The organism is Sulfitobacter sp. AS59 (genome assembly GCF_038899995.1).
Lineage (GTDB): Bacteria > Pseudomonadota > Alphaproteobacteria > Rhodobacterales > Rhodobacteraceae > Sulfitobacter.
The window spans coordinates 255,961-278,177 of the sequence record NZ_JBBMQK010000003.1; the positions used below are offsets into that span (position 1 = coordinate 255,961).

Genomic DNA, 22,217 nt, shown 5'->3' on the forward strand with positions numbered 1-22,217 from the left:
GAAAAATTCCTATATTATGGAATCAGGCGTCCTGAACGACCAAGAATGCGCGCACCGGCCCATCAATCGCCTTGATCACATGCGGCACATCGGCTGGGTAGCGTGCCGTGTCACCGGTATGGATGACGTTTTCGGCATCTCCACTTTGAACGCCAGCCGTGCCTTGGATAACCGTCAGATGTTCGCGCGCGCCACGAGTATGGGGCTGGCTATCCAGAACGCCGCCCTCGTCGATCAACAGCTCGTAAACCTCATGTTTTCCGGCCTCTTCGGGCGGCGAGAGGATTCGAATATGGCAACCTGATCCCAAATTATGGATCGTCGGGACTTCAGCCGCGCGCAGCACTTCGATCTGGGCCGGGCTTTGCGTGTTGTCCAAAAGGCCGGCAAAATCGACCTGCAAGGCGCGTGTCAGGTTCCAAAGCGTGGCAATGGTCGGGCTGCTTTCGCCCCGCTCAATCTGGCTGACCATCGACCGGGACACGCCCGAAAGCTTGGCCACCGCATCAAGGCTGAGACCTTGGCCGGTGCGGGCCGATTTAAGCCGCGCGGGAAGTTGGGTCAAAATGGCGTCAGATTTATCCGTCATAGTGGATAACTGCACATCAGGCATCACCCCTGTCAATGGGAATGTCTTTTGCGAAGCGCCGGGGGCTTTGCGCCCCCGGACCCCCGCAGGATATTTACAAGCCAGAGAAGAGGGTTAGAAGAACCAGTCCGCAAGTGCTGCAACAGCCAATGCGGCCGTGGCACCAAGGATGGCCGCAACCGCGATCCAGCGTTTAAAGCCGTTTCTGGGCTGCTCTTCCTCTTTCTGTTGGCGGATCAAGGCGGTTTCGACCAGGCTGGGCAAGCGGGGGCCGAAACGTGCCAAAACGCGCGCCGTGTTGGCCAGATCACGGATGACGGCCTTGGGACCGATGGATTTAGAAATGTAATCGGACACAATCGGGCTGGAGACTTGCCAGATGTTGATATGCGGGTTGAGCGAGCGCGCCACCCCTTCGACCACAACCATTGTGCGTTGCAGCAGGATCAGTTCGGTACGGGTTTCCATGCCAAAACGTTCGGTGACTTCAAACAGATAGGTCAGCAATCGGGCCATCGAGATGCGCGTGGCGTCCATCCCGAAAATCGGCTCGCCCACCGCACGCAGGGCGCGGGCGAATTCATCGACGTCTTTGTCGGCGGGCACATAGCCTGCTTCGAAGTGAACCTCGGCCACGCGTTTGTAGTCACGGCGGATGAAGCCGAACAGGATTTCCGCGTAAACACGACGGGTGTATTCATCAATATGGCCCATGATCCCGAAATCATAGGCAATGATATTGCCGTTCGGCGCGACCTTGAGGTTGCCCTGATGCATATCTGCATGGAAATACCCGTCGCGCAGCGCGTGATTCAGGAAGAGTTGCAACACACGATCGCCAAGGGCCACACGGTCGTGGCCCGCCGCGTCAATCGCCGCATTATCGCCCATGGGAACGCCATCGGCCCATTCAAGGGTCATCACCCGGCGGGCAGAAAATTCCCAATTGATCGCAGGCAGCTGAAAGCCTGCGTCGTCTTTGGTGTTCGCAGCAAATTCAGACGCGGCGGAAGATTCAAGCCGCAGGTCAAGTTCGCCGCGCACAACGCCATCGAAATGTTCAATCACCTCAGTCGGGTGCAAACGGCGCGACCCGGGAGAGAAAATTTCGACCATGCGCGCGGCAAGATAAAAGGCGTCGATGTCCCTGCGAAAGGCCTTTTCGATACCGGGGCGCAGAACCTTTACCGCGACGTCCTGTCCGGTTTCGGCCACTGTGGCGCGGTGGACCTGCGCAATTGAGGCAGCGGCAACAGGTTCGCTGAACTCGGAAAAAATCGCATCGACGGGCTGGCCCAGCTCTTTTTCGACCTCGGCCTTGGCCTTTTCAATCGAGAACGGCGGCAGCTTGTCCTGGAGCACGCGCAATTGCACGGCCAGCTCATCACCCACGACATCAGGACGGGTCGACAGAACCTGACCGAATTTGATGTAGGCAGGCCCAAGCGCGGTCAGCGCACGGGTCGCGGGCGGCATCGACGGATCACCGGCATAGCCCAAAAACTTGAACGGTTTGCCAAGCGCCTTGGCAACGAAACGCAGCGCCGGGGTGGCATCAAACGCATCCAGCACGACGTTCATCGCGCCCGTGCGTTCCAGCGTGGCGCCCGTGCGGATCAGCCGCCAAATGTTGTGAGGTCCGCGCATGTTACAGTTTCCAGCCAGAGTGCAGCGCCGCAACGCCCAGTGTCAGATTACGGTATTTTGCCTGCTCGAACCCGGCTGCCTTGACCATGCCCAGGAATGTTTCCTGATCGGGGAAGTTTCGAATGGATTCAACGAGGTATTGATAGCTGTCGCGATCATTCGCAATCAACTGGCCCATGCGGGGGATCACATTAAAGCTGTAGAGATCATAAGCTTTTTGCATCATCGGGTTCGGCAATTGGCTGAACTCAAGCACCATCAAACGGCCACCGGGACGCAGCACGCGGTAAGCTTCGTTCAGGGCCTCTTGGGGGCGGGTCACGTTGCGGATGCCAAAGCTGATTGTATAGACGTCAAAGGTATTGTCTTCGAACGGCAGCGCCATCGCGTCGCCCACGACCCAATCGAGGCTGTCGACCATGGCCGCAGCTTCGGCACGTTTGCGGCCTTCGACCAGCATGGGTTCGGTCAGGTCCAACACCGTCGCATGGCCCGACCCAGCACGTTGAAGGAACTTGAACGACACATCGCCCGTACCGCCAGCCACATCTAACAGCTTTTGACCGGCACGCGGGGCCAACCAATCCATCATCGCCTCTTTCCAGATACGGTGGATTCCAACGCTCATCACGTCGTTCATCACATCATATTTACTGGCGACAGAGTTAAAGACACCCTGCACGCGTCCGGCTTTGTCGCCTTCGGCCACGGTTTCAAAGCCAAAATGGGTGGTTTTGTCGCTATCGTTTGTCATGGGGTCTTGTGGTCCTTTGATCTGCACCTTTGTTATAGGGCGTGCGGGGCCGTGTACAATGCGCCCCTTTTGTCACAGGGAAATGAACCATGCCTGAACTACCCGAGGTCGAAACAGTACGACGCGGTCTGTCCCCCGTGATGGAGGGGCAGGTGATCGCACGTGCCGACATCAATCGCCCCGATCTGCGATGGCCCTTTCCACCCGATATGGCCGCGCGGTTGACCGGCTACAAGGTCGAGCGTTTGCGCAGGCGGTCGAAATACATCCTTGCCGATTTATCATCGGGGGAATCACTGCTTATTCATCTGGGTATGTCGGGGCGGATGCTGATTTCGGGCGATCCGTTGGGGCAATTCGTGCATGACCACCCGTCACCCGAAAAGCATGATCATGTGGTTTTGCACATGGCAAACGGGGCGCGGGTGACATTCAATGACCCACGGCGTTTCGGTGCGATGGACCTGCTGGATACCCAGAATGCGGAAGCCCATAAGTTGCTGTCTTCAATCGGGCCCGAACCCTTGGGCAATGATTTTCACGAGGCGCATTTGGTTGCCGCGTTGAGCGGTCGGAATATGCCGATCAAATCCGCGCTTTTGGATCAACGCATCGTGGCCGGTTTGGGAAATATTTATGTCTGTGAAACGCTTTACCGGGCGGGCATTCACCCTGCGCGCAAAGCCGGGCGTATATCGGCAGCACGTGTGGCGGGGTTGGTGCCCATCATCCGCCAAGTGCTAGAAGAAGCCATTGAGGCGGGGGGATCAACCTTGCGCGACTTTAAACAGGCGGATGGCGAATTGGGGTATTTCCAACACAGCTTTGATGTCTATGGCCGCGAGGGGCAGCCCTGCCGCAGCGAGGGGTGCAGCCACCAGATCAGCAGAATCGTTCAGTCGGGCAGATCGTCCTTCTACTGCGCGCAATGCCAAAGATAACTTGAAACGGGCAGCGCCCGTGATATTCACATGTTTCAAAGTGTAACAAGCGAAAGCATTCTTGATGGCTTATGAAACGATCACGGTCGATGTAGAAAATCACGTAGCATTGGTTACGTTGAACCGGCCGGACGCAATGAATGCCTTGAACGACGTGCTCATGAAAGAGCTTGCTGATGCGCTGAAGGCCGCGCAGGACAACGAAAAAGTGCGCTGCATCGTCATCACAGGATCCGAGAAAGCATTCGCCGCAGGGGCCGATATTGCGATGATGCGCGACAAAAGCTTTGTCGATGTGTTTACCGATGATCTTTTCACGCCGGAAACGGATCAGATTATGCGGGTTCGCAAACCGATTATTGCAGCCGTTTCGGGCTATGCCCTTGGCGGGGGCTGTGAACTGGCGATGATGTGCGATTTTATCATCTGTTCCGAGACCGCCAAATTCGGCCAGCCCGAGATTAACCTGGGCGTCGTTGCCGGTATCGGTGGCACCCAGCGTCTGACCCGCGCAATCGGCAAATCCAAAGCAATGGATATGAACCTGACCGGCCGCTTTATGGACGCCACCGAGGCAGAGCGCGCAGGGCTGGTTTCACGAGTCGTACCTGTGAAAAAGCTGATGGAAGAAGCCATGGGTGCCGCAGCCAAAATCGCCGAGAAGTCGATGATCTCGACCATGGTGGTCAAAGAATCCGTGAACCGCGCATTCGAAGTGCCGCTGCGCGAAGGCCTGCTGTTTGAACGCCGCGTTTTCCATTCGCTTTTCGCGACCGAAGATCAAAAAGAAGGCATGTCCGCATTCCTTGAAAAACGCGAGGCGCAATTCCGCGACAAGTAAAAACATCTTGCGGGTTTGCAAAGCCCGCGATGTTCGACTATAGGCCACCTTAATACATGCGCGTGCAGCCCGCTCTGGCTAGAATCACCTTATCGGATAATGGATCCGGTCGTTGGGTTTGTGTCGCGTATCCGCAATTTGAACAGACCTAAGATGAAGGATGATCCTCATGGCAAATACACCACAGGCAAAGAAACGCGCCCGTCAAAACGAAGCCCGTTTCCAAATCAACAAAGCCCGTCGTTCGCGCATCCGCACGTTCCTGCGCAAAGTTGAAGAAGCAATCGAATCCGGTGACAAGGAAGCTTCCGTAGCGGCACTTCGCGCTGCTCAGCCTGAATTGATGCGCGGTGTTACAAAAGGTGTGTTCCACAAGAACACAGCCTCGCGGAAAATGTCGCGTCTTGCGTCACGCGTAAAAGCACTGGGCTAAATCACAAAAATTTCAGCTAAGTTGTTGAAAGAATAAGGCATCGCTTTGCGGTGCCTTTTTTTGATTCTAGCGACACGCATTACGGGAAGGAGATTCTTTTCGACCAATCACTGAGTCAAGTTTGAAGATGTGTTGAACGAACGCCTTTTACATTGCTAGAAGTGTTGAGCGCGATTCACTTCGCATGGGGGGATAGGCCCGGACGGACCGTTGCATTTGCTAGGATGCAGTTGTTCAGACGGGGATATTTCGGAACGCCTTGCTAGGGGCACCCGAATATCTCGCAGATGTTGCTTACCGCACATTTGCCCTGTCTTTGATACTTCGAACGGTGCGTTCGACAGCAGTGCTGGTTTTTTAGGCCGGCAGCCCTGTCGAAATGAACCTTGTAAAATTTGTCCGAAGGACGTTTGACCGGTTTTCTGATGGGACCGGAATGGTGGTCTGATGCCTTCTGATAAGAGTAACACGTGCGGTCAGCCTTTCCGGTTGTCGCTGACGATTGGGACAGTTGGGTAAATGACGCAAGAGCAGTGGGCAAAAATCAGAAATCGCCTATTAAAGACGGTTGGGCAAAATAACTTTACAACATGGATCGATCCCCTTTCCTTGGGCACCACAGAAGACGGCGTAAGCACGCTGTTCGTCCCGACAAATTTTTTCGGCAACTATGTTAGCCAGAATTTTGCCGACCTCATTTTGCATGAAATGCAGAACGAAGAAGACGGAATCACACGTCTGAAATTCGCAGTGGGCAATTGTGAAAAACCCGCCGCGGCCGAGGTTTCGCAACCCGCCGTCAAACCCGCCCCTGTGCAGGCCGCCAACAATAATACCTTGAATACAGCCCCTTTGGACGCCCGATTTAGCTTTGACAACTTTGTGGTCGGCAAACCGAACGAACTGGCACATGCCGCGGCGCGCCGTGTTGCCGAAGGTGGCCCTGTCACCTTTAACCCGCTGTTTTTGTATGGCGGCGTCGGTCTGGGTAAAACCCACCTGATGCACGCGATTGCCCAGGAATTGCACATCCGTAAACCGGAATTGAACGTGCTGTACCTGTCCGCCGAACAGTTCATGTACCGCTTTGTCCAAGCCTTGCGGGATCGCAAGATGATGGATTTCAAGGAAATTTTCCGCTCCGTCGACGTGTTGATGGTGGATGACGTTCAATTCATCGCGGGCAAAGACAGCACGCAAGAAGAATTCTTTCACACCTTCAACGCGCTGGTCGATCAGAACAAACAGATCATCATTTCCGCTGATCGCGCCCCCGGCGAGATCAAGGATCTTGAGGACCGCGTGAAATCCCGCCTTCAATGCGGTCTGGTCGTCGATCTGCATCCCACCGACTATGAGCTGCGCTTGGGCATTCTGCAAAGCAAGGTGGAAAACCAGCAAAAGAACTATCCCGGCCTTGAGGTCGAAGCCGGCGTTCTTGAATTCCTTGCTCACCGCATCACGACAAACGTGCGCGTTCTCGAGGGTGCCCTGACCCGTCTGTTTGCGTTTGCGTCGCTTGTGGGTCGCGAAATTAACATGGACCTGACCCAAGACTGTCTGGCCGATGTTCTGCGCGCCTCTGAACGCAAAATCAGCATCGAAGAGATCCAGCGCAAGGTTTCCGACCATTACAATATCCGTCTTAGCGATATGGTCGGCCCAAAACGTCTGCGCAGTTATGCCCGCCCCCGTCAGGTGGCCATGTATCTGTCCAAAAAGCTGACCAGCCGGTCATTGCCGGAAATTGGCCGCCGCTTTGGCGGTCGCGATCACACGACAGTCATGCACGGCGTAAAACGCATAGAAGAGCTCAAGCTAAGTGACGGCCAAATCGCTGAAGATCTGGAATTGCTGCGCCGCGCATTAGAGGCGTAAACCCTATATCCTTGGCAGAACTGGAGCGAAGGCCTTGACGGGCCTTTGTTTCGCGCTGAAAAGTCAATAAAACCCTTGTGAATACATTGGTATCGGGTAATTTGCCCTCCCGGACTGCCGGAATGGAGATGGATATGAAATTCAGCATCGAACGCGCCGCGCTGCTTAAAGCTGTGTCACAGGCTCAATCAGTGGTCGAGCGCCGGAATACCATTCCGATCCTTGCCAACGTACTGATCGAAGCGGAAGGCAGCGATGCCTCGTTCCGTGCCACCGATCTGGACATCGAAGTGGTCGATAAAGCCCCCGCTCAGGTCGAGCGTGCAGGTGCCACCACCGTTTCCGCCACAACCTTGCACGAGATTGTGCGCAAGCTGCCAGATGGTGCGTTGATCACATTGACCTCCGACAGCGCCGCTGGCCGCCTGACGGTCGAAGCGGGCCGCTCGAACTTTTCGCTGGCGACATTGCCGCGCGAAGATTTCCCGGTGATGGCCACATCCGAATACCAATCGAATTTCAAGGCACCGGCACCCGTGCTGCGCCGCTTGTTCGACAAATCGAAATTCGCCATCTCGACCGAAGAAACGCGGTATTACCTGAACGGCGTTTACATGCACATTTCCGAAAGCGAAGGCAGCAAAGTTTTGCGCTGCGTCGCCACCGACGGTCACCGTCTGGCCCGGATTGATGCACCAATGCCCGATGGCGCGGCAGACATGCCCGGCGTGATCGTCCCGCGCAAAACCGTCGGCGAATTGCGCAAGCTGCTGGACGATGACGAGATGGAAATCGCGGTATCGGTATCCGAGACCAAGATCCGCTTTGCCACACCCGACATCACACTGACCTCCAAGGTTATCGACGGTACGTTCCCCGATTACACACGCGTTATCCCCCAAGGGAACACGCGCAAAATGGAAGTCGACGCCAGCGATTTCGCCCGCGCGGTTGACCGTGTTGCAACGGTTAGCTCCGAGCGGTCCCGCGCCGTAAAACTGCAACTGGACGAAGACCGTCTGGTTCTATCGGTTAACGCGCCAGACAGCGGTGCCGCCGAAGAAGAACTGGTGGTTGCCTATGCAGACGAGCGGCTGGAGATCGGTTTCAACGCGAAATACCTGCTTGAGATCGCCAGCCAGGTAGACCGCGAAAACGCCGTGTTCCTGTTCAACTCGTCCGGTGATCCGACATTGATGCGCGAAGGCAATGATATGTCTGCCGTTTATGTCGTCATGCCGATGCGTGTGTAAGGCGGCGGAATTTTTCAAAAATTCCGGTCCGTTTTCTTTAAAAGAAAACGGCAATAAACGATGACACAGCTTTTTATCTCAAATTTGTCGCTGTCGCATTTCAGGTCCCATAAACGGGCTGTGATCGAAAGCGATGCGCGTTCCGTTGCTGTTCACGGGCCCAATGGCGCGGGCAAAACCAACATCCTCGAAGCTGTTTCGCTTTTGTCCCCCGGGCGCGGCCTGCGTCGATCCAGCGCCCTCGACATGACCCGGCGACCCGAAGCGCTTGGCTGGAAACTGACAGCTGTGGTGCATTCCTTGGGTCAGGTTCACGAGATCGAGGTTTGGTCCGAAAACGGTGCCGCACGGCAAGTGCGCATCGACGGCAAAGCCACACCCCAAACCGGGCTTGGCCGCATCGCACGCGTGCTATGGCTGATCCCCTCCATGGACCGGCTCTGGATCGAAGGGGCCGACGGGCGGCGGCGTTTCCTGGATCGAATGACGCTCAGCTTTCTGCCGGATCATGCGGAACAGTCCCTTGCCTATGAAAAGGCCATGCGCGAACGCAATCGGTTGCTCAAGGACATGGTGCGCGAGCCGTCTTGGTACATCGCCCTTGAACAGCAGCTTGCCGAAGCCGGGGCTGCGATCCACGCCAATAGGTTGGCCGCGCTCGAAGCTATTACCGAAGCCCAGAATCAGGCCGAAACCGCATTCCCGACCGCAACACTCACGCTGGTCTGCGATATGCCCACATCGGCGGCAGACCTGCGCACAGCACTTGCCGATAACCGAATGCGCGACCTTTCGGCGGGGCGTACATTGATCGGCCCGCACCGCGCGGATCTTGAGGGCGTATATGCCGCCAAAGATGTGCCCGCACGCGACTGTTCTACGGGGGAGCAAAAAGCGCTGCTTGTGTCGCTGATCCTTGCGAATGCCCGTGCGTTGGCAGCCGATTTTGGGGCCCCGCCGCTGCTTTTGCTAGACGAAGTCGCAGCACATCTGGACGCAAACCGCCGCGCGGCGCTTTATGATGAAATCGCCGCCCTTGGCGCGCAGGCGTGGATGACGGGCACCGGGGCCGAGCTGTTTGACACGCTGGGCGACCGCGCGCAAACCCTTGAAGTGACTGAAACCGATGGCATTTCTGACGTGAGGATGCAGCCATGACAATCGCCTTGCCTGACCTGCTGCTTTACTGCGGTGCCTTGATTATCCTGTTCCTGACGCCCGGCCCCGTCTGGCTGGCGATCATGGCGCGCGCATTGTCCGGCGGGTTCAAATCAGCGTGGCCGCTGGCCTTGGGTGTGTCGGTCGGCGACATGGTCTGGCCCTTGGTCGCGGTGCTGGGCATCAGCTGGATCCTATCGGTCTTTGACGTTTTCATGCTTGGCATGCGCTGGATCGCTTGCGGTGTTTTCATCGTCATGGGCGGTCTGTTGATCCGCCATGCTGGCGATAAAATCGACCGCGACAGCCGCCTGACAAAACCCGGTGCCTGGTCCGGCTTTGCTGCCGGTTTGCTGGCGATCCTAGGCAACCCAAAGGCGGTTCTGTTCTACATGGGGGTCTTGCCCGGCTTTTTCGATCTGCGCGTGATCACATGGCCGGACGTTGCCGCGATTATCCTTGTCTCGGTCGCAATTCCGCTGGTCGGCAACCTTGCCATTGCCGGTTTCGTTGGCAAAATGCGCACCCTTATGACCAATCCGGCGACGCTGAAACGTATCAATATCGTGGCTGGCAGCCTGCTTATTCTGGTGGGCATTTTGATCCCCTTCCTTTGACACAAAATCTTGTGGCTAGGACGTGACAGTAGTGGCAAAAACCACTATAAAATGGGCAACAAAAGAAGGTTTCCCAGAATGTCAGACGCAGATCAGATTCCAGAGGAATATGGTGCAGATTCTATCAAAGTTCTCAAAGGGTTAGAAGCTGTCCGCAAGCGTCCCGGTATGTATATCGGTGATACGGATGATGGCTCTGGTCTGCACCATATGGTGTATGAGGTCGTCGATAACGGCATCGACGAGGCATTGGCCGGTCACGCAGATGCTGTGAACGTGACAATCCACGAAGATAACTCCGTTTCAGTCAGCGACAACGGGCGCGGTATTCCTGTTGGCATCCACCAAGAAGAAGGCGTTTCGGCAGCCGAGGTTATCATGACCCAGCTGCACGCTGGCGGTAAGTTCGACAGCAACTCCTACAAGGTGTCCGGCGGTCTGCACGGCGTGGGCGTTTCGGTTGTGAACGCCCTGTCCGACTGGCTGGAACTGCGCATCTGGCGCGAAGGCAAGGAACACGTGGCCCGTTTTGAAGGCGGTTTCACCAAAGAGCACCTGTCCGTGGTCGGCCCAACCGATCGCACCGGTACCGAAGTGCGCTTTATGGCGTCGACCGACACGTTTTCGAACCTCGAATACAACTTTGAAACGCTGGAAAAACGCCTGCGCGAACTGGCATTTCTGAACTCGGGCGTGCGGATCATCCTAACCGATGAACGCCCCGCCGAACCCCTGCGCACCGAACTGTTTTACGAAGGCGGCGTTAAGGAATTTGTTAAATACCTCGACCGTTCGAAATCCGCCGTGATGCCGGAACCGATTTTCATCACCGGAGAGAAAGACGACATCGGAGTAGAAGTCGCCATGTGGTGGAACGACAGCTATCACGAGAATGTCCTGCCCTTTACCAACAACATCCCCCAACGCGATGGCGGCACCCATATGGCCGGTTTCCGCGGGGCGTTGACCCGTACGATCAACAACTATGCTCAATCGTCTGGCATCGCGAAAAAGGAAAAAGTCACCTTTACCGGCGACGATGCCCGTGAGGGGCTGACCTGCGTGTTGTCTGTCAAAGTACCGGACCCCAAGTTCAGCTCGCAAACCAAAGACAAGCTGGTCAGCTCCGAAGTGCGCCCCGCTGTTGAAGGTCTGGTGAACGAAAAGCTGGCCGAATGGTTCGAAGAGAACCCACAAGTCGCGAAAATGGTGGTTAGCAAGATCATCGAGGCCGCCCACGCCCGCGAAGCGGCCCGTAAGGCCCGCGATCTGACCCGCCGCAAAACCGCGATGGACGTGAATTTCTTGGCTGGCAAGCTCAAGGATTGCTCGGAAAAAGACCCGTCAAAGACCGAACTCTTCCTAGTGGAGGGTGATTCCGCTGGAGGATCAGCTCAAACCGGACGTGACCGCCAGACGCAGGCAATTCTGCCCCTGAAAGGTAAAATTCTGAACGTCGAACGCGCGCGTTTTGACCGGATGCTTGGAAGCCAAGAAATCGGCAACCTTGTGATGGCTCTTGGCACCGGTATTGGCCGCGACGAATTCAATATCGACAAGCTGCGCTATCATAAAATCGTCATCATGACCGATGCTGACGTCGACGGCGCACACATCCGTACATTGTTGCTGACATTCTTCTACCGTCAAATGCCGCAACTTATTGAAAACGGTCACCTTTATATCGCCCAACCGCCACTTTACAAAGTGTCACGCGGCAAGTCCGAAGTGTACCTGAAAGACCAGGCCGCCATGGAGGATTACCTAATTCAGCAAGGCATTGATGGTGCGATGCTGCGGCAAGGCAATGGCGAGGAAATCACCGGTCAGGATCTGGCCCGCGTTGTCGATCTGGCACGTCAAATGCGTCGGGTGCTTGAGGCATTTCCGACCCATTACCCCCGTCACATTCTGGAACAAGCCGCGATTGCGGGCGCTTTCGTGCCCGGTGCGGTGGATGCAGATTTGCAGGGAGTCGCCGACAAGGTCGCTGAACGTTTGAACCTGATCGCGCTGGAATGGGAACGTGGCTGGCAAGGTCGCATTACCCAAGATCACGGCGTACGTCTAGCCCGCATTCTGCGCGGCGTCGAAGAGGTACGTACCCTTGATGGCAGATTGCTCCGCTCCGGCGAGGCAAAGCGGTCAGGCGGCTTCACCCAGCACCTGCAAGACGTCTATAACCTACCCGCAAAGCTGGTCCGCAAAGACCGCTCCCAGATGATCTACGGCCCGATGGACCTCCTCGAAGCGATCCTTGCGGAGGGCGAGAAAGGCCTGTCCCTGCAGCGTTACAAAGGATTGGGAGAGATGAACCCCGACCAGCTGTGGGAAACAACGCTGGACCCCGACGCGCGCACCTTGCTGCAAGTCCGCGTGGAAGACATGGCCGAAGCCGACGACCTGTTTACCAAACTCATGGGCGACGTCGTCGAACCCCGCCGCGAATTCATCCAGCAGAACGCGCTGAACGTCGAAAACCTCGATTTTTAGAGGTGTTGTAGGGAAGCACATAAAATTGCGTGGCGCGCATAAACTTGCGCGTCGTGCCTATTCCCGCTCAGCGGCCGCCCCTTCGGTCTCTGGCGACAGCGGCAAACGCCTGCGGTCCCATGTGACCCCGCTGCGCATCACGCGCGCGGGGGTGCCCACGGCAAGCGAGTTGGCCGGGATCGCACCGCACACCATTGCGCGGCTTCCGATAATGCTATCCTGACCGATTTGCGCACCCTTCATGACCCGCACCCCATGCGCCAGCCAAACGTGATCGCCGATCAAGATATCACGTGGCGGGTTTAGCCTCCTGCCAGTTTCGACGTCTAAAATCGAATGCATGTCGCTGACATCCATCGTGATATCGCCCGACAACATGCAGTCATCCCCAAGCGTGATATGACCCGCCTCGTGCAGCGATATATGCGCCATCATCATGGTCGTATTGCAGCCAATCCGGATATGACTTTGCCCAGCGCGGCACCGGATACTGCCATTTATCAAACAATTCTCACCAACCGTGATCGAGCAGGCGTTGTTTCTAAGCTCGATCATACCGTTGCCCAGAACCGTATGCGCCCCGATGACGAGGTGATTATCGCGGCCCTTGATGTGGATTTGAAACCCGTCGGCCCGCTTTACCGACGCGTCGATATCAACCTGATTGTTCAGACCACTGTCGGTAATGTTTGGGCCGCTCATGACAGCACAGGCGGCCCAAACGGTGCCCCTGCGCCTTGTGGAAATGCCGCTACTTGCACTTTTAACCTCACCTTAAGCACGCGCGTGCTGATCTGAAATTCAATCTAAAGAACTTAGAATCGAAAAGACTGATTTTGTATAAACAGCTCGCCGCTCTTTTTGCCCGCTACACCACTGCGCATCTTAAGGCGCGGGGAAAGCCGCACGCCTTTTACGCAGCCGATGGGCAAATCATTGGTGCCGTCGATCTGGTTTCACTGGCCGATGGGCATCTTCGGGTGGCGGGGTGGGCTTGCGCGAACGAGGTTGTTTTACACATGAACGGGATCACAGCCAGCGCTTGGCCCGCTCTGCGCAGGGATGATGTTGCCAAGGCATATGGGCTGGGTGCCAAGTTGGGTTTTGACATTTCTGTGCCGCTCGGCCCGCTAAGGCTGGCAGAAATCGCCCGCTTTGGGATCGAACTTCAGGGCGCTGACCCGGCCCAACCCACGATTGGCCGGCCCCTGCCCTTGCACCATCTTCGTTGGGTCCAACTGTGCATCTTCGTTCGCTTTATATGGGCAATGCTTGGTCAACTGCCGTCAACAATCGGCTGGATCGCCACCCGCAACCCGAAATACCGCGCGCGGATCAAGCAAGGCCTGAATCTTACCACGCTGCCGCAATCGGCCGAACTTGACCCCGCGCTATTTAGCGATATGCGCAGCCCCACACCGTTCACAGCAGACGACAGCATTACGATTATAATGCCTGTTTTCAACGCCTTCGACCTTCTGCAAGAGGCGCTGACCCGGGTTCAGGAACATACCGATCTGCCGTGGCGTCTGATCCTGGTCGAAGATGCGTCGACAGACAGCTGCGTACGTCCCTTTCTGAGGGAATGGAAAACCAAAAACCCAGATCAAGTTATCTTGCTTGAGAACAAGGAAAACCTCGGCTTTATCCGCAGTGTAAACCGTGCTTTCGATCAGGCGCTTTTGTGGTCCGATCCAGTGGTTTTGCTGAACTCTGACGCGTTGGTTCCTGCCGGTTGGGCGTCCCGACTGATCGCACCCATAAAGCTGCGTAAAAACGTTGCAACTGTCACCCCCATGTCCAACAACGCCGAGGTTTTTTCGGTCCCGTTGATCTGCCACCCCCAAGATTTAACCACCGGACAAGCAGACATTATCGACCGGACGGCGGCATCCCTAAACCAGTCAGCTGGGCAGGCCGACATGCCCACGGGCGTCGGCTTTTGCATGGCGATCAACTTTGCGTATCTTGTCAAAAACCCAAGCTTTGACACCGCATATGGGCGTGGCTACGGCGAAGAAGTTGATTGGTGTCAGCGGGTTAAAGCAATAGGCGGTCAACATCTAAGCGCAGGCAACCTTTTCGTCGAACACCGCGGCGGTGAAAGCTTTGGTAGCAAGGAAAAGCAGCAGCTTATCGCGGAGAACAACCAAAGGGTCCGGCAGAGATTTCCACGTTTTGACAGTGATGTTCAACGCTTTGTTCAGTCTGATCCGCTGCGTTCGACCCGACTGGCGCTTGGCCTCGCGTGGCTTGGGGCGCAGGATGTGTATCCGGTATCCATCTATCTTGCCCACAGTATGGGCGGCGGTGCCGATGCGTATCTTGCCAATCGGATTGCCACGAAGCACCACGCCTTGGGGCGGTCAGCCGTGGTGCTGCGGGTCGGCGGTAAACAACGCTGGCAGCTGGAACTGGTGACACCCGACGGCACAATTTCGGGCCACACAAACAGCCTTGATTACGTGCTGCAAATGTTGGCCCCGATCGCGCGCCGGCGCATCATTTATTCCTGCGGCGTTGGTGACCATGATCCCGCCACCCTGCCCGACGCGTTGTTCAAAATCAGCAATAATGGCCGACACACGATCGAGGTTTTGCTGCATGATTACTTCATCATATCCCCGTCCTATACGTTGTTGGATGACGCCGGGATTTATCACGGCGTTCCCACGCCTCAGCACGGCCAAGCCCTTTTAAATTCTCAGCAAATACCGCTGCAAGACTGGCAAGAGTCTTGGTCCACCCTGCTGGATCACGCGAAAGATATCGTTGCATTCTCGTCCAGCAGCGCAGAGATTTTGACAACGGCCTATCCCGCGATTGCAGGCAGGGTTTCAATCAAGCCGCATCGGCTTTTGCACCCTGTTCCCCTGATCCCGCCACGCCCTGACGGGGCACAGCGTGTGGTCGGCGTGCTTGGGGATATCGGCCTTCAGAAAGGTGCGGGGCTGATCCAGGACCTCGCGCTGAGCCTTGAGCAAAACAACATCGGCCTCGCCATTATTGGTAACTTCGACACGTCGCATCCGATCCCGTCCCGAATCCCGATACATGGGGGATACCGGATTGAGAATCTTCACCATATTTGCGACCGATACGGCATCACAGACTGGCTTGTCCCGTCGATCTGGCCGGAAACATTTTCGTTCACCACCCACGAGGCATTGGCAACGGGCCTGCCGGTTCACGCCTTTAACGTCGGTGCGCAAGGCCAGGCCGTAACCGACGCCGACAACGGTTTCCCGATCCCTTTTACCAAAGGTGAATGGCAAGGCGCGAATCTCAGGGATCATTTTGCCAAAATACCCTATTCGATAGAAAGCGCCGCGTGATGGCACAGATATCCATACCAATCAAAAAGCTGCACGCAGCCGGAATAGAGGTTTTGAACCGGAGTGGCCCGAATGTAAGCCTCCCCGAGCACTGCATCATCGAAACGCCGGCCAGCTTGAAATGGACCCAATACGAGCATTCCATCGAATTAGGGGCATTTTCCTATCAAGTTTCGGGATACTGTTTCGCAGCGCGCATTGGGCGATATTGTTCATTTGGCGAAGGCGTTCAAATTGGCCGACAAAACCACCCGACCCATTGGGCATCGACCAGCCCCGCCTTTTATCTGGGTGACAAACTGTTTGATCTGGGCGACGGGTTTGACGCCGCTGAACATTATCACAACTATAAATTTACCTTCAAAGGCCCGCCAACCAAGTTAAAAATCACGAAAATCGGGAATGATGTCTGGATTGGCCACGGGGCCTATGTTGCCGCTGGGGTTTCAATTGGTGACGGTGCCATAATCGGTGCCCATGCTGTTGTAACGCGCGATGTTCCGGCCTTTGCGGTCGTCGCCGGGAATCCCGCAACCATTAAGAAAATGCGACTGCCGCCCACGCTAATCACTCCGATGCTGCGCAGCCAATGGTGGCAGTTCGCCCCCTGGCAAATGGATCATCTTGACCCGTCAGAACCAGCCGATTTTTGCAAAGGTATCCACCAGATGCAGGGGGATACGGCCCCCTACCAGCCAGAGAGAATTGACCTTAGAAAAGGCATGCCCGCGTGAAGAAAATCATCTTTCTTCATATCCCCAAAACCGCCGGCCAAACCGTCCATTCAGAGCTGGTCCGCGTGATCGGAGAGGGTTGCACATCGCCGATCAGGGTGCACACTCAAGCCGCCGATGACGGGCAATTTCCGCCGGGCTATACGCTGTATTCCGGACATCTGGATTGGGTGGACTTGGGTCAATTCAACACAGATCGCTTTGCCTTTACTATCCTGCGCGACCCGCTTGAAAGGATTGCGTCATTCTATTTCTATCTGCTTGAAAAATCGCAGGGTTTAGATGTCGATGCCCTGAACACCCCTGCGAATGCGGGGCTAAAAAAGATCAAGGAAAACACCGCCGACGACTACTTCTTTGGGGGGGATGCGGGTTGGCAACAATTCATTCGCGATCACTATGACAACTTTTACTGCTCGTATTTCGTGACGCACAAGATTCGCGGTGCCGCGCAGATCGCGGATATCCCGACAAACGCGCTGATACCATTGGCGCAAAAGGGCGCGGCGCAACTTGACCGCATCTATTCGATCGAAGGCCTTGCGGCCCTTGAACAGGATATTGCCGAGCTTACCGGCCAACAGATTTCAATTGTCGAAAAACGGATAAATCCGGGGCCGAAACTTCAAGGTACCAAACGATGGCCCCAACTTTTGGAACGGATAGAAAGCGACGCGAACAAACAAAAGCTTGCAGATTTCACCGCCCATGATGCCAAACTGATGCAGCAGCTTCGCATTCAAGGCGCGCTGTCATGAGCCGCGCTTTACAGCTTGCCCAGCCGTGCAAGAACCCGCAGAGCAAAATCACCCCCCAGTGTTTGACGATAAACGCCAATCGATTGTGGGGCCGCCCGCCAATCCGACGCCGGTTGCGCGCGCCAGTCGATAAAGTCGAACAAAACACGACGGCTTTGCCCGGTCAAAACCGGCGACAAATCGGACAGAACGCGCAGATTTCGGTCAATCCAGCCTGCAAATACGGCGCGCAACAAAATCGCGGCACGATGCCCGGCATGGGTCCGGTTGGACCCGAGCAGATTATTGTCGTGCTGACGATACAAAACCCCGGGCTTGGCATCATGGATGACATCGAACCCGGCGCCGGTCACCGTTTGGTACACCCACCAATCATGGAAAGGGATGCCAGCATCCAACGCGAAAGGCAGGGTATCAGCCAAAAATTCGGTCACATCAGGGGGCAACACAATCGTATTGCCACGCAGGATATTCTGCACCAACGCATTTCCAAACCCGAAGGGGCGCTGATAATCCGGCGACATGCCAATCGGGTTCAGGGCTGCATCTGTATAGATGCTTCGGCTGGCATAAATTTGCGCCCCCGTCCCGCGCCAAATCATATCGACGGCACGCGCCAATTTATGGGGCATCCACACGTCATCCTGATCGGCGAATGCAACCCACGCCCGCGTCAGTTCAGGGCGTGCCAGCAGCGTCATGAAATTTTGCGCACACCCCTGACCCGGCCCCGTTACCAACCGAATATCGCGATCCGGATGCGCGACGATAAACCGGTTCACACAAGCCAACGTATCATCCGTCGAGCCGTCATCGCTGATCCACAGGGTCCAGTCGCGATGGGTTTGGGCATGAATGGATTGCAGCTGCGCCCGAATATAGGACCCGCCATTTTTGGTGCACAGCAAGATATGAATATGTGGCAAATGCAAAACCCCGAACCCCTCACCGCGACAGATTACGTGCCCCCAGAAAGCACAGATCGCTTAACAATCGGTGATCGGGTTTAGCGAATGACGCGCACGCATCCCCAAACCGCTGAACGGGCCCGAAACCTTCCTCATGATGTGCGCAAGGCGTTAAAAGTGCGCGAGCGTAAGGCAGCATTGGCCCGCATAGAGGAGCAACGCGGTATCAAAAAGGCCGCGATTGCTGCGAAGGGTCAGCAGCTTAATGTCGTAAGGCCCGACGGAAACCTACCCGCGGTCCCCCGGCAGCCGGATTTGGTTGCGTCCCCGGTGCGTGCCGCCCGGATTAAACCGCGCCATCGGGTCATTTTTCTAAGCTTTGTGATCTGCGTGTTGGGCACGAACCTGATTGCCGCGTGGTACCTATGGGAACGCGCGGCGGATCGCTTTGTCTCTGTCGCGGGGTTTTCAGTCCGGACGGAGGATTCGAGTTCAGCGATCGAACTGCTTGGCGGTATGGCAGAGCTGTCTGGATCAGGGTCGCCGGACGAAGATATTCTATACGAATTTATTCAAAGTCAGGATTTGGTGAAAACCGTCGATGACGCGCTTGATTTGCGCCGCCTATGGTCAAAGGCAGACCCGAAAATCGACCCCGTGTTCAGCTATCACCCCCCGGGATCAATCGAAGATCTAACGGATTACTGGCTGCGCATGGTCAACGTCTATCACGACAGCAGCACCGGGTTGATCGAGCTTGAGGTACAGGCATTCACGCCGCAAGACGCCCAAAACATCGCGCGCTTCATCTATGATGAGAGCAGCCGGATGATCAACCGATTGTCCGATATCGCCCGTGAAGACGCGACGCGCCTCGCCCGGGAAGAGCTTGAGACCGCGGTTCAGCGGCTCAAAACCGCTCGGTCCGAGATGAGCAAATTTCGCAATCTGAACCAAGTGGTATCCCCCGCATCGACGCTTTCGATCCAGACGGGGCTGCTGTCATCGCTTGAGATGCAATTGGCCGAAACCCTTATCAATCTGGACATGCTTGGCCAGATCAGCACCCCGACAGACCCCCGCGTTAAACAGGCGATACGACGTCAGGGCGTAATCGAACAGCGCCTGAAACAGGAACGCGCAAAGCTGGGAATCGGTAGTGAAAACGGCAAGGCGAACAATGCCTTGGTCGATCAGGTGGGCGAGTTTGAAAGCCTTATGGTGGATCGCGAATTCGCCGAACAATCCTATGCCGCAGCCCTTGTCGCATATGATGTCGCCGTCGTGGAATCGCGCCGCCAAAGCCGGTATTTGGCGGCCCATATCAAACCAACCCTTGCGGAAACATCGATTTACCCGGACCGGCTGCTGACCATGGCGCTTATCGCATTATTCAGCCTACTGATCTGGGCAATTTTCGTGATGGTTGGCTATTCATTAAGGGATCGGCGCTAGAAATAAGGCGATGATCCAGCTGCATAGCCTATCGAAATCCTATTATCTGAACGGCAATCGAAAGGTGGTCGCAGATCGGATCAACGCGACCTTTCCCAGCCGGGTTTCCGTCGGGTTGCTGGGGCGGAACGGCGCGGGAAAATCAACCTTGTTGCGTATCATCGCGGGCACGGCCGACCCGACATCGGGCGAGGTATTGAGCGATGGAAATGTGTCATTTCCCGTTGGCTTTGCCGGGTCATTTCACCCCGATATGACCGGCGCGCAAAATACCCGTTTCGTCGCGCGTATCTATGGCGCGAACAGTGACGCGCTTATGGATTATGTCGCCGATTTCGCCGAGCTGGGGCGTCAATTCCACGCGCCAATCCGGTCATATTCATCAGGCATGCGGTCACGTCTGGCCTTTGGTGTGTCGATGGGCCTGACCTTTGACACCTACCTGATTGACGAAATAACCGCCGTAGGCGACGCAGCGTTCAAGCGCAAAAGCAAAAGCGTCTTTGCCGACCGGATGTCGCGGGCCGGGTCTATTTTTGTAAGCCATTCCATGGGGTTAATGCGTGAAATGTGCGACGCAGGGGCCGTTCTTGAGAATGGCAAGCTGATTTACTTTGACGATATTAACGAAGCGATAGAACTGCACAGCTACAACATGAAACCCTGACCTCATGCTTTTGGACACGGTGCCATTTATGCCCAACCCCGCCTTTCCACCAACGGCCACAATGGTATTTTGCATTGGCGCGCAAAAGGCCGGAACGACGTGGCTGTATGATGCGTTGCGGCGCAGCGATCAGGTGCATTTTTCCCGCAACAAGGAACTGCATTATTTCGACGTCATCGCCGGCAAGGCGCAGCAGGTATTTAACATGCGCGTGCAGGCGACCTCGATCCTGGCCAAGCGGCTGATCCCGCAACTTGGTGAACGCAATCGTGCAAATCTGCGCCAATTGCGCGACCTTACCGATCTGTTGGAAATCTACACATCCGAGGCGGGCGATCATTCCGCCTATCTTAGCTATCTGCTTGAGGGATACAAAAACCAGCCTGTGGTCTGCGACATCACACCGGCCTATGCGATCTTGGATCGCGAAACCTTTGCGCAAATGGGGCAAATCGGATCAGCTAAGTTCATTTTCATTCTGCGTGATCCAATTGATCGGATGTGGTCGCAAATCAGGATGGCGATTAAGGCCGCGCCCCCGCCTCACACCTCGTTTCAAGAGGCTTGTATCGCCCGTGCGCAACAGCTGATCGACACCGGCCGCTTGCCAAAAGTTGAGCGGGCCGATTACCGGGGTACAATGACCGAGCTTGAGGCAGCAGTACCCCCAGAGCGTATCAAATACCTATTTTATGAAGACATGTTTAACCCTGAAAGCATGAATGACCTCTGCGATTTTCTGGGGATTGAACCGATTGCCGTAGATCCTGAATCCCACAGCAACCGGGGTGCCACGGCAACCATGCCCGCTGATATTCGCGCGGGTTTTTGCGAGGCCTTTTCCCCGCAATATGCGTTCATCCACGAACGGTTTCGCGGGCGGGTTCCCGATGGCTGGGCCGCGGAATTCCGGCCGGATGTTGACGTGAACCGATCTGCCTGATGTCCGCCAGACCCACCACCACGCCATTACGTCGCATCAACCGCCCGCAACATTTCATGGCGGCGCGCACAATCAGCGCCCTGATACTGCGCGAAATGACAACCAGCTATGGCCGGTCTCCGGGTGGCTATCTTTGGGCATTGGCAGAACCCGCATTGGGGGTCGCGCTTTTGTCAGCGATCTTTTCAATCGGCTTTCGCAACCCGATGCTGGGCACAAATTTTGCGATGTTTTATGCAACCGGCCTGCTGCCATTTTTAATGTTTAACGATCTCAGTACAAAAACAGCACAGGCCATTAACTATTCAAAACAACTGCTCGCCTACCCTCGTGTGACCTTCATCGACGCCATCGCAGGCCGGTTCATTCTGAATTTTCTCACTCAAATCCTTGTCTGCTTTATCGTGTTTTCTGGCATCACGCTGTGCTTTGAAACCCGCACCACCCTTGTATGGGAAACGCTCATGTCGGCGCTGGCGATGACGGCCTGTTTTGGTCTGGGAATCGGAACATTCAACTGCTTCCTCATGTCCATGTTTCCCGTCTGGCAGCGCATTTACAGTATTCTCACCCGGCCATTGCTGTTGATTTCCGGCGTGATTTTCACGTTAGAAGCGGTGCCGCAGCCCTATCAAAACTGGCTTTGGTATAATCCGCTTGTCCATATTATCGGGACGGTGCGCGCCGGGTTTTACAACAGCTATGACGCGACATATGCCAACCCGATCTATGTCTATGCGATTTCAATCCTGCTTGGGTTTTTCGGATTGGTCTTTCTGCGCCGCTATCACCGCGATATTATGGAGCTTTGAG

Annotated in this window: 20 protein-coding genes; 15 read left to right on the top strand and 5 right to left on the bottom strand. The window is 55.8% G+C overall.

The genetic code is table 11. From position 1 onward, the window contains the following. Positions 1–22: 22 nt before the first annotated feature. The 3 genes from WNY39_RS08715 to ubiE all read right to left on the bottom strand — a co-directional run bounded on the left by WNY39_RS08715 (position 23) and on the right by ubiE (position 2,990). Positions 23–589: an XRE family transcriptional regulator gene (locus WNY39_RS08715; protein WP_341232720.1), complete on the bottom strand. Its 567-nt coding sequence runs from the start codon at positions 587–589 to the stop codon at positions 23–25. A gap of 114 nt (positions 590–703) precedes the next feature. Continuing rightward, entirely contained in the window at positions 704–2,236 is a 1,533-nt protein-coding gene (ubiB, locus tag WNY39_RS08720; protein WP_341232721.1) for a 2-polyprenylphenol 6-hydroxylase, read from the bottom strand. A 1-nt stretch (position 2,237) separates the two neighbouring features. Next, positions 2,238–2,990 carry a bifunctional demethylmenaquinone methyltransferase/2-methoxy-6-polyprenyl-1,4-benzoquinol methylase UbiE gene (gene ubiE, locus WNY39_RS08725; protein WP_342845173.1) on the bottom strand — a complete coding sequence of 251 codons (753 nt, stop codon included), beginning with the start codon at positions 2,988–2,990 and terminating at the stop codon, positions 2,238–2,240. Between the two features lie 89 nt (positions 2,991–3,079). Between ubiE and mutM the strand changes: the two genes are divergently transcribed. The 8 genes from mutM (at position 3,080) to gyrB (ending at position 12,604) form a co-directional block, all read left to right on the top strand. Continuing rightward, a complete protein-coding gene (mutM, locus tag WNY39_RS08730; protein WP_342845174.1) occupies positions 3,080–3,931 on the top strand; it encodes a bifunctional DNA-formamidopyrimidine glycosylase/DNA-(apurinic or apyrimidinic site) lyase in 852 nt (283 codons plus the stop codon). 64 nt (positions 3,932–3,995) lie between these two features. Beyond that, positions 3,996–4,772, top strand: coding sequence for an enoyl-CoA hydratase (locus tag WNY39_RS08735; RefSeq protein WP_341232724.1), 777 nt, complete (start codon positions 3,996–3,998; stop codon positions 4,770–4,772). Positions 4,773–4,941: 169 nt separating this feature from the next. After that, positions 4,942–5,205, top strand: a complete 264-nt coding sequence (gene rpsT / locus WNY39_RS08740; protein ID WP_093916616.1) for a 30S ribosomal protein S20 — start codon at positions 4,942–4,944, stop codon at positions 5,203–5,205. A 519-nt stretch (positions 5,206–5,724) separates the two neighbouring features. Continuing rightward, a complete protein-coding gene (dnaA, locus tag WNY39_RS08745; RefSeq protein ID WP_342845175.1) occupies positions 5,725–7,083 on the top strand; it encodes a chromosomal replication initiator protein DnaA in 1,359 nt (452 codons plus the stop codon). Between the two features lie 134 nt (positions 7,084–7,217). Further along, entirely contained in the window at positions 7,218–8,336 is a 1,119-nt protein-coding gene (gene dnaN, locus WNY39_RS08750) for a DNA polymerase III subunit beta (RefSeq protein WP_342845176.1), read from the top strand. 60 nt (positions 8,337–8,396) lie between these two features. Then, positions 8,397–9,494 (top strand): DNA replication/repair protein RecF, encoded by a 1,098-nt coding sequence (gene recF, locus WNY39_RS08755; protein WP_342845177.1) that lies wholly within the window; start codon positions 8,397–8,399, stop codon positions 9,492–9,494. Further along, positions 9,491–10,111 (top strand): LysE family translocator, encoded by a 621-nt coding sequence (locus WNY39_RS08760; protein WP_342845178.1) that lies wholly within the window; start codon positions 9,491–9,493, stop codon positions 10,109–10,111. The genes recF and WNY39_RS08760 overlap by 4 nt, the downstream gene beginning before the upstream one ends. Before the next feature lie 78 nt (positions 10,112–10,189). After that, entirely contained in the window at positions 10,190–12,604 is a 2,415-nt protein-coding gene (gene gyrB, locus WNY39_RS08765; RefSeq protein WP_342845179.1) for a DNA topoisomerase (ATP-hydrolyzing) subunit B, read from the top strand. A gap of 57 nt (positions 12,605–12,661) precedes the next feature. Here the strand turns inward: gyrB and WNY39_RS08770 are convergent, their stop codons facing one another. After that, on the bottom strand, positions 12,662–13,306 hold the full coding sequence (locus WNY39_RS08770; RefSeq protein ID WP_342845180.1) for an acyltransferase: 645 nt from the start codon (positions 13,304–13,306) through the stop codon (positions 12,662–12,664). 134 nt (positions 13,307–13,440) lie between these two features. Here WNY39_RS08770 and WNY39_RS08775 point away from each other — a divergent pair, with 134 nt between their 5' ends. From WNY39_RS08775 to WNY39_RS08785, 3 genes are read left to right on the top strand one after another with little or no spacing between them, the layout of a single operon-like run. Then, positions 13,441–15,939, top strand: coding sequence for a glycosyltransferase (locus WNY39_RS08775; protein ID WP_342845181.1), 2,499 nt, complete (start codon positions 13,441–13,443; stop codon positions 15,937–15,939). Next, entirely contained in the window at positions 15,939–16,673 is a 735-nt protein-coding gene (locus WNY39_RS08780; protein ID WP_342845182.1) for a CatB-related O-acetyltransferase, read from the top strand. The genes WNY39_RS08775 and WNY39_RS08780 overlap by 1 nt, the downstream gene beginning before the upstream one ends. Further along, complete coding sequence (locus tag WNY39_RS08785; RefSeq protein WP_342845183.1) at positions 16,670–17,431, top strand: sulfotransferase family 2 domain-containing protein; 762 nt, start codon at positions 16,670–16,672, stop codon at positions 17,429–17,431. The genes WNY39_RS08780 and WNY39_RS08785 overlap by 4 nt, the downstream gene beginning before the upstream one ends. 8 nt (positions 17,432–17,439) lie before the next feature. On the opposite strand, the gene WNY39_RS08790 is transcribed toward WNY39_RS08785, so the two are convergent. Then, positions 17,440–18,357 carry a glycosyltransferase family 2 protein gene (locus WNY39_RS08790; protein ID WP_342845184.1) on the bottom strand — a complete coding sequence of 306 codons (918 nt, stop codon included), beginning with the start codon at positions 18,355–18,357 and terminating at the stop codon, positions 17,440–17,442. A gap of 87 nt (positions 18,358–18,444) precedes the next feature. On the opposite strand from WNY39_RS08790, the gene WNY39_RS08795 reads away from it, so the two are divergent. Genes WNY39_RS08795 through WNY39_RS08810 form a run of 4 tightly spaced genes read left to right on the top strand, consistent with a single transcriptional unit; the run spans position 18,445 to position 22,216 of the window. Beyond that, positions 18,445–19,794: a capsule biosynthesis protein gene (locus WNY39_RS08795; protein ID WP_342845185.1), complete on the top strand. Its 1,350-nt coding sequence runs from the start codon at positions 18,445–18,447 to the stop codon at positions 19,792–19,794. Positions 19,795–19,804: 10 nt separating this feature from the next. After that, positions 19,805–20,461: an ABC transporter ATP-binding protein gene (locus WNY39_RS08800; protein WP_342845186.1), complete on the top strand. Its 657-nt coding sequence runs from the start codon at positions 19,805–19,807 to the stop codon at positions 20,459–20,461. A 28-nt stretch (positions 20,462–20,489) separates the two neighbouring features. After that, positions 20,490–21,404 (top strand): sulfotransferase, encoded by a 915-nt coding sequence (locus tag WNY39_RS08805; protein WP_342845187.1) that lies wholly within the window; start codon positions 20,490–20,492, stop codon positions 21,402–21,404. Then, complete coding sequence (locus tag WNY39_RS08810; RefSeq protein WP_342845188.1) at positions 21,404–22,216, top strand: ABC transporter permease; 813 nt, start codon at positions 21,404–21,406, stop codon at positions 22,214–22,216. The genes WNY39_RS08805 and WNY39_RS08810 overlap by 1 nt, the downstream gene beginning before the upstream one ends. Position 22,217: the final 1 nt, after the last annotated feature.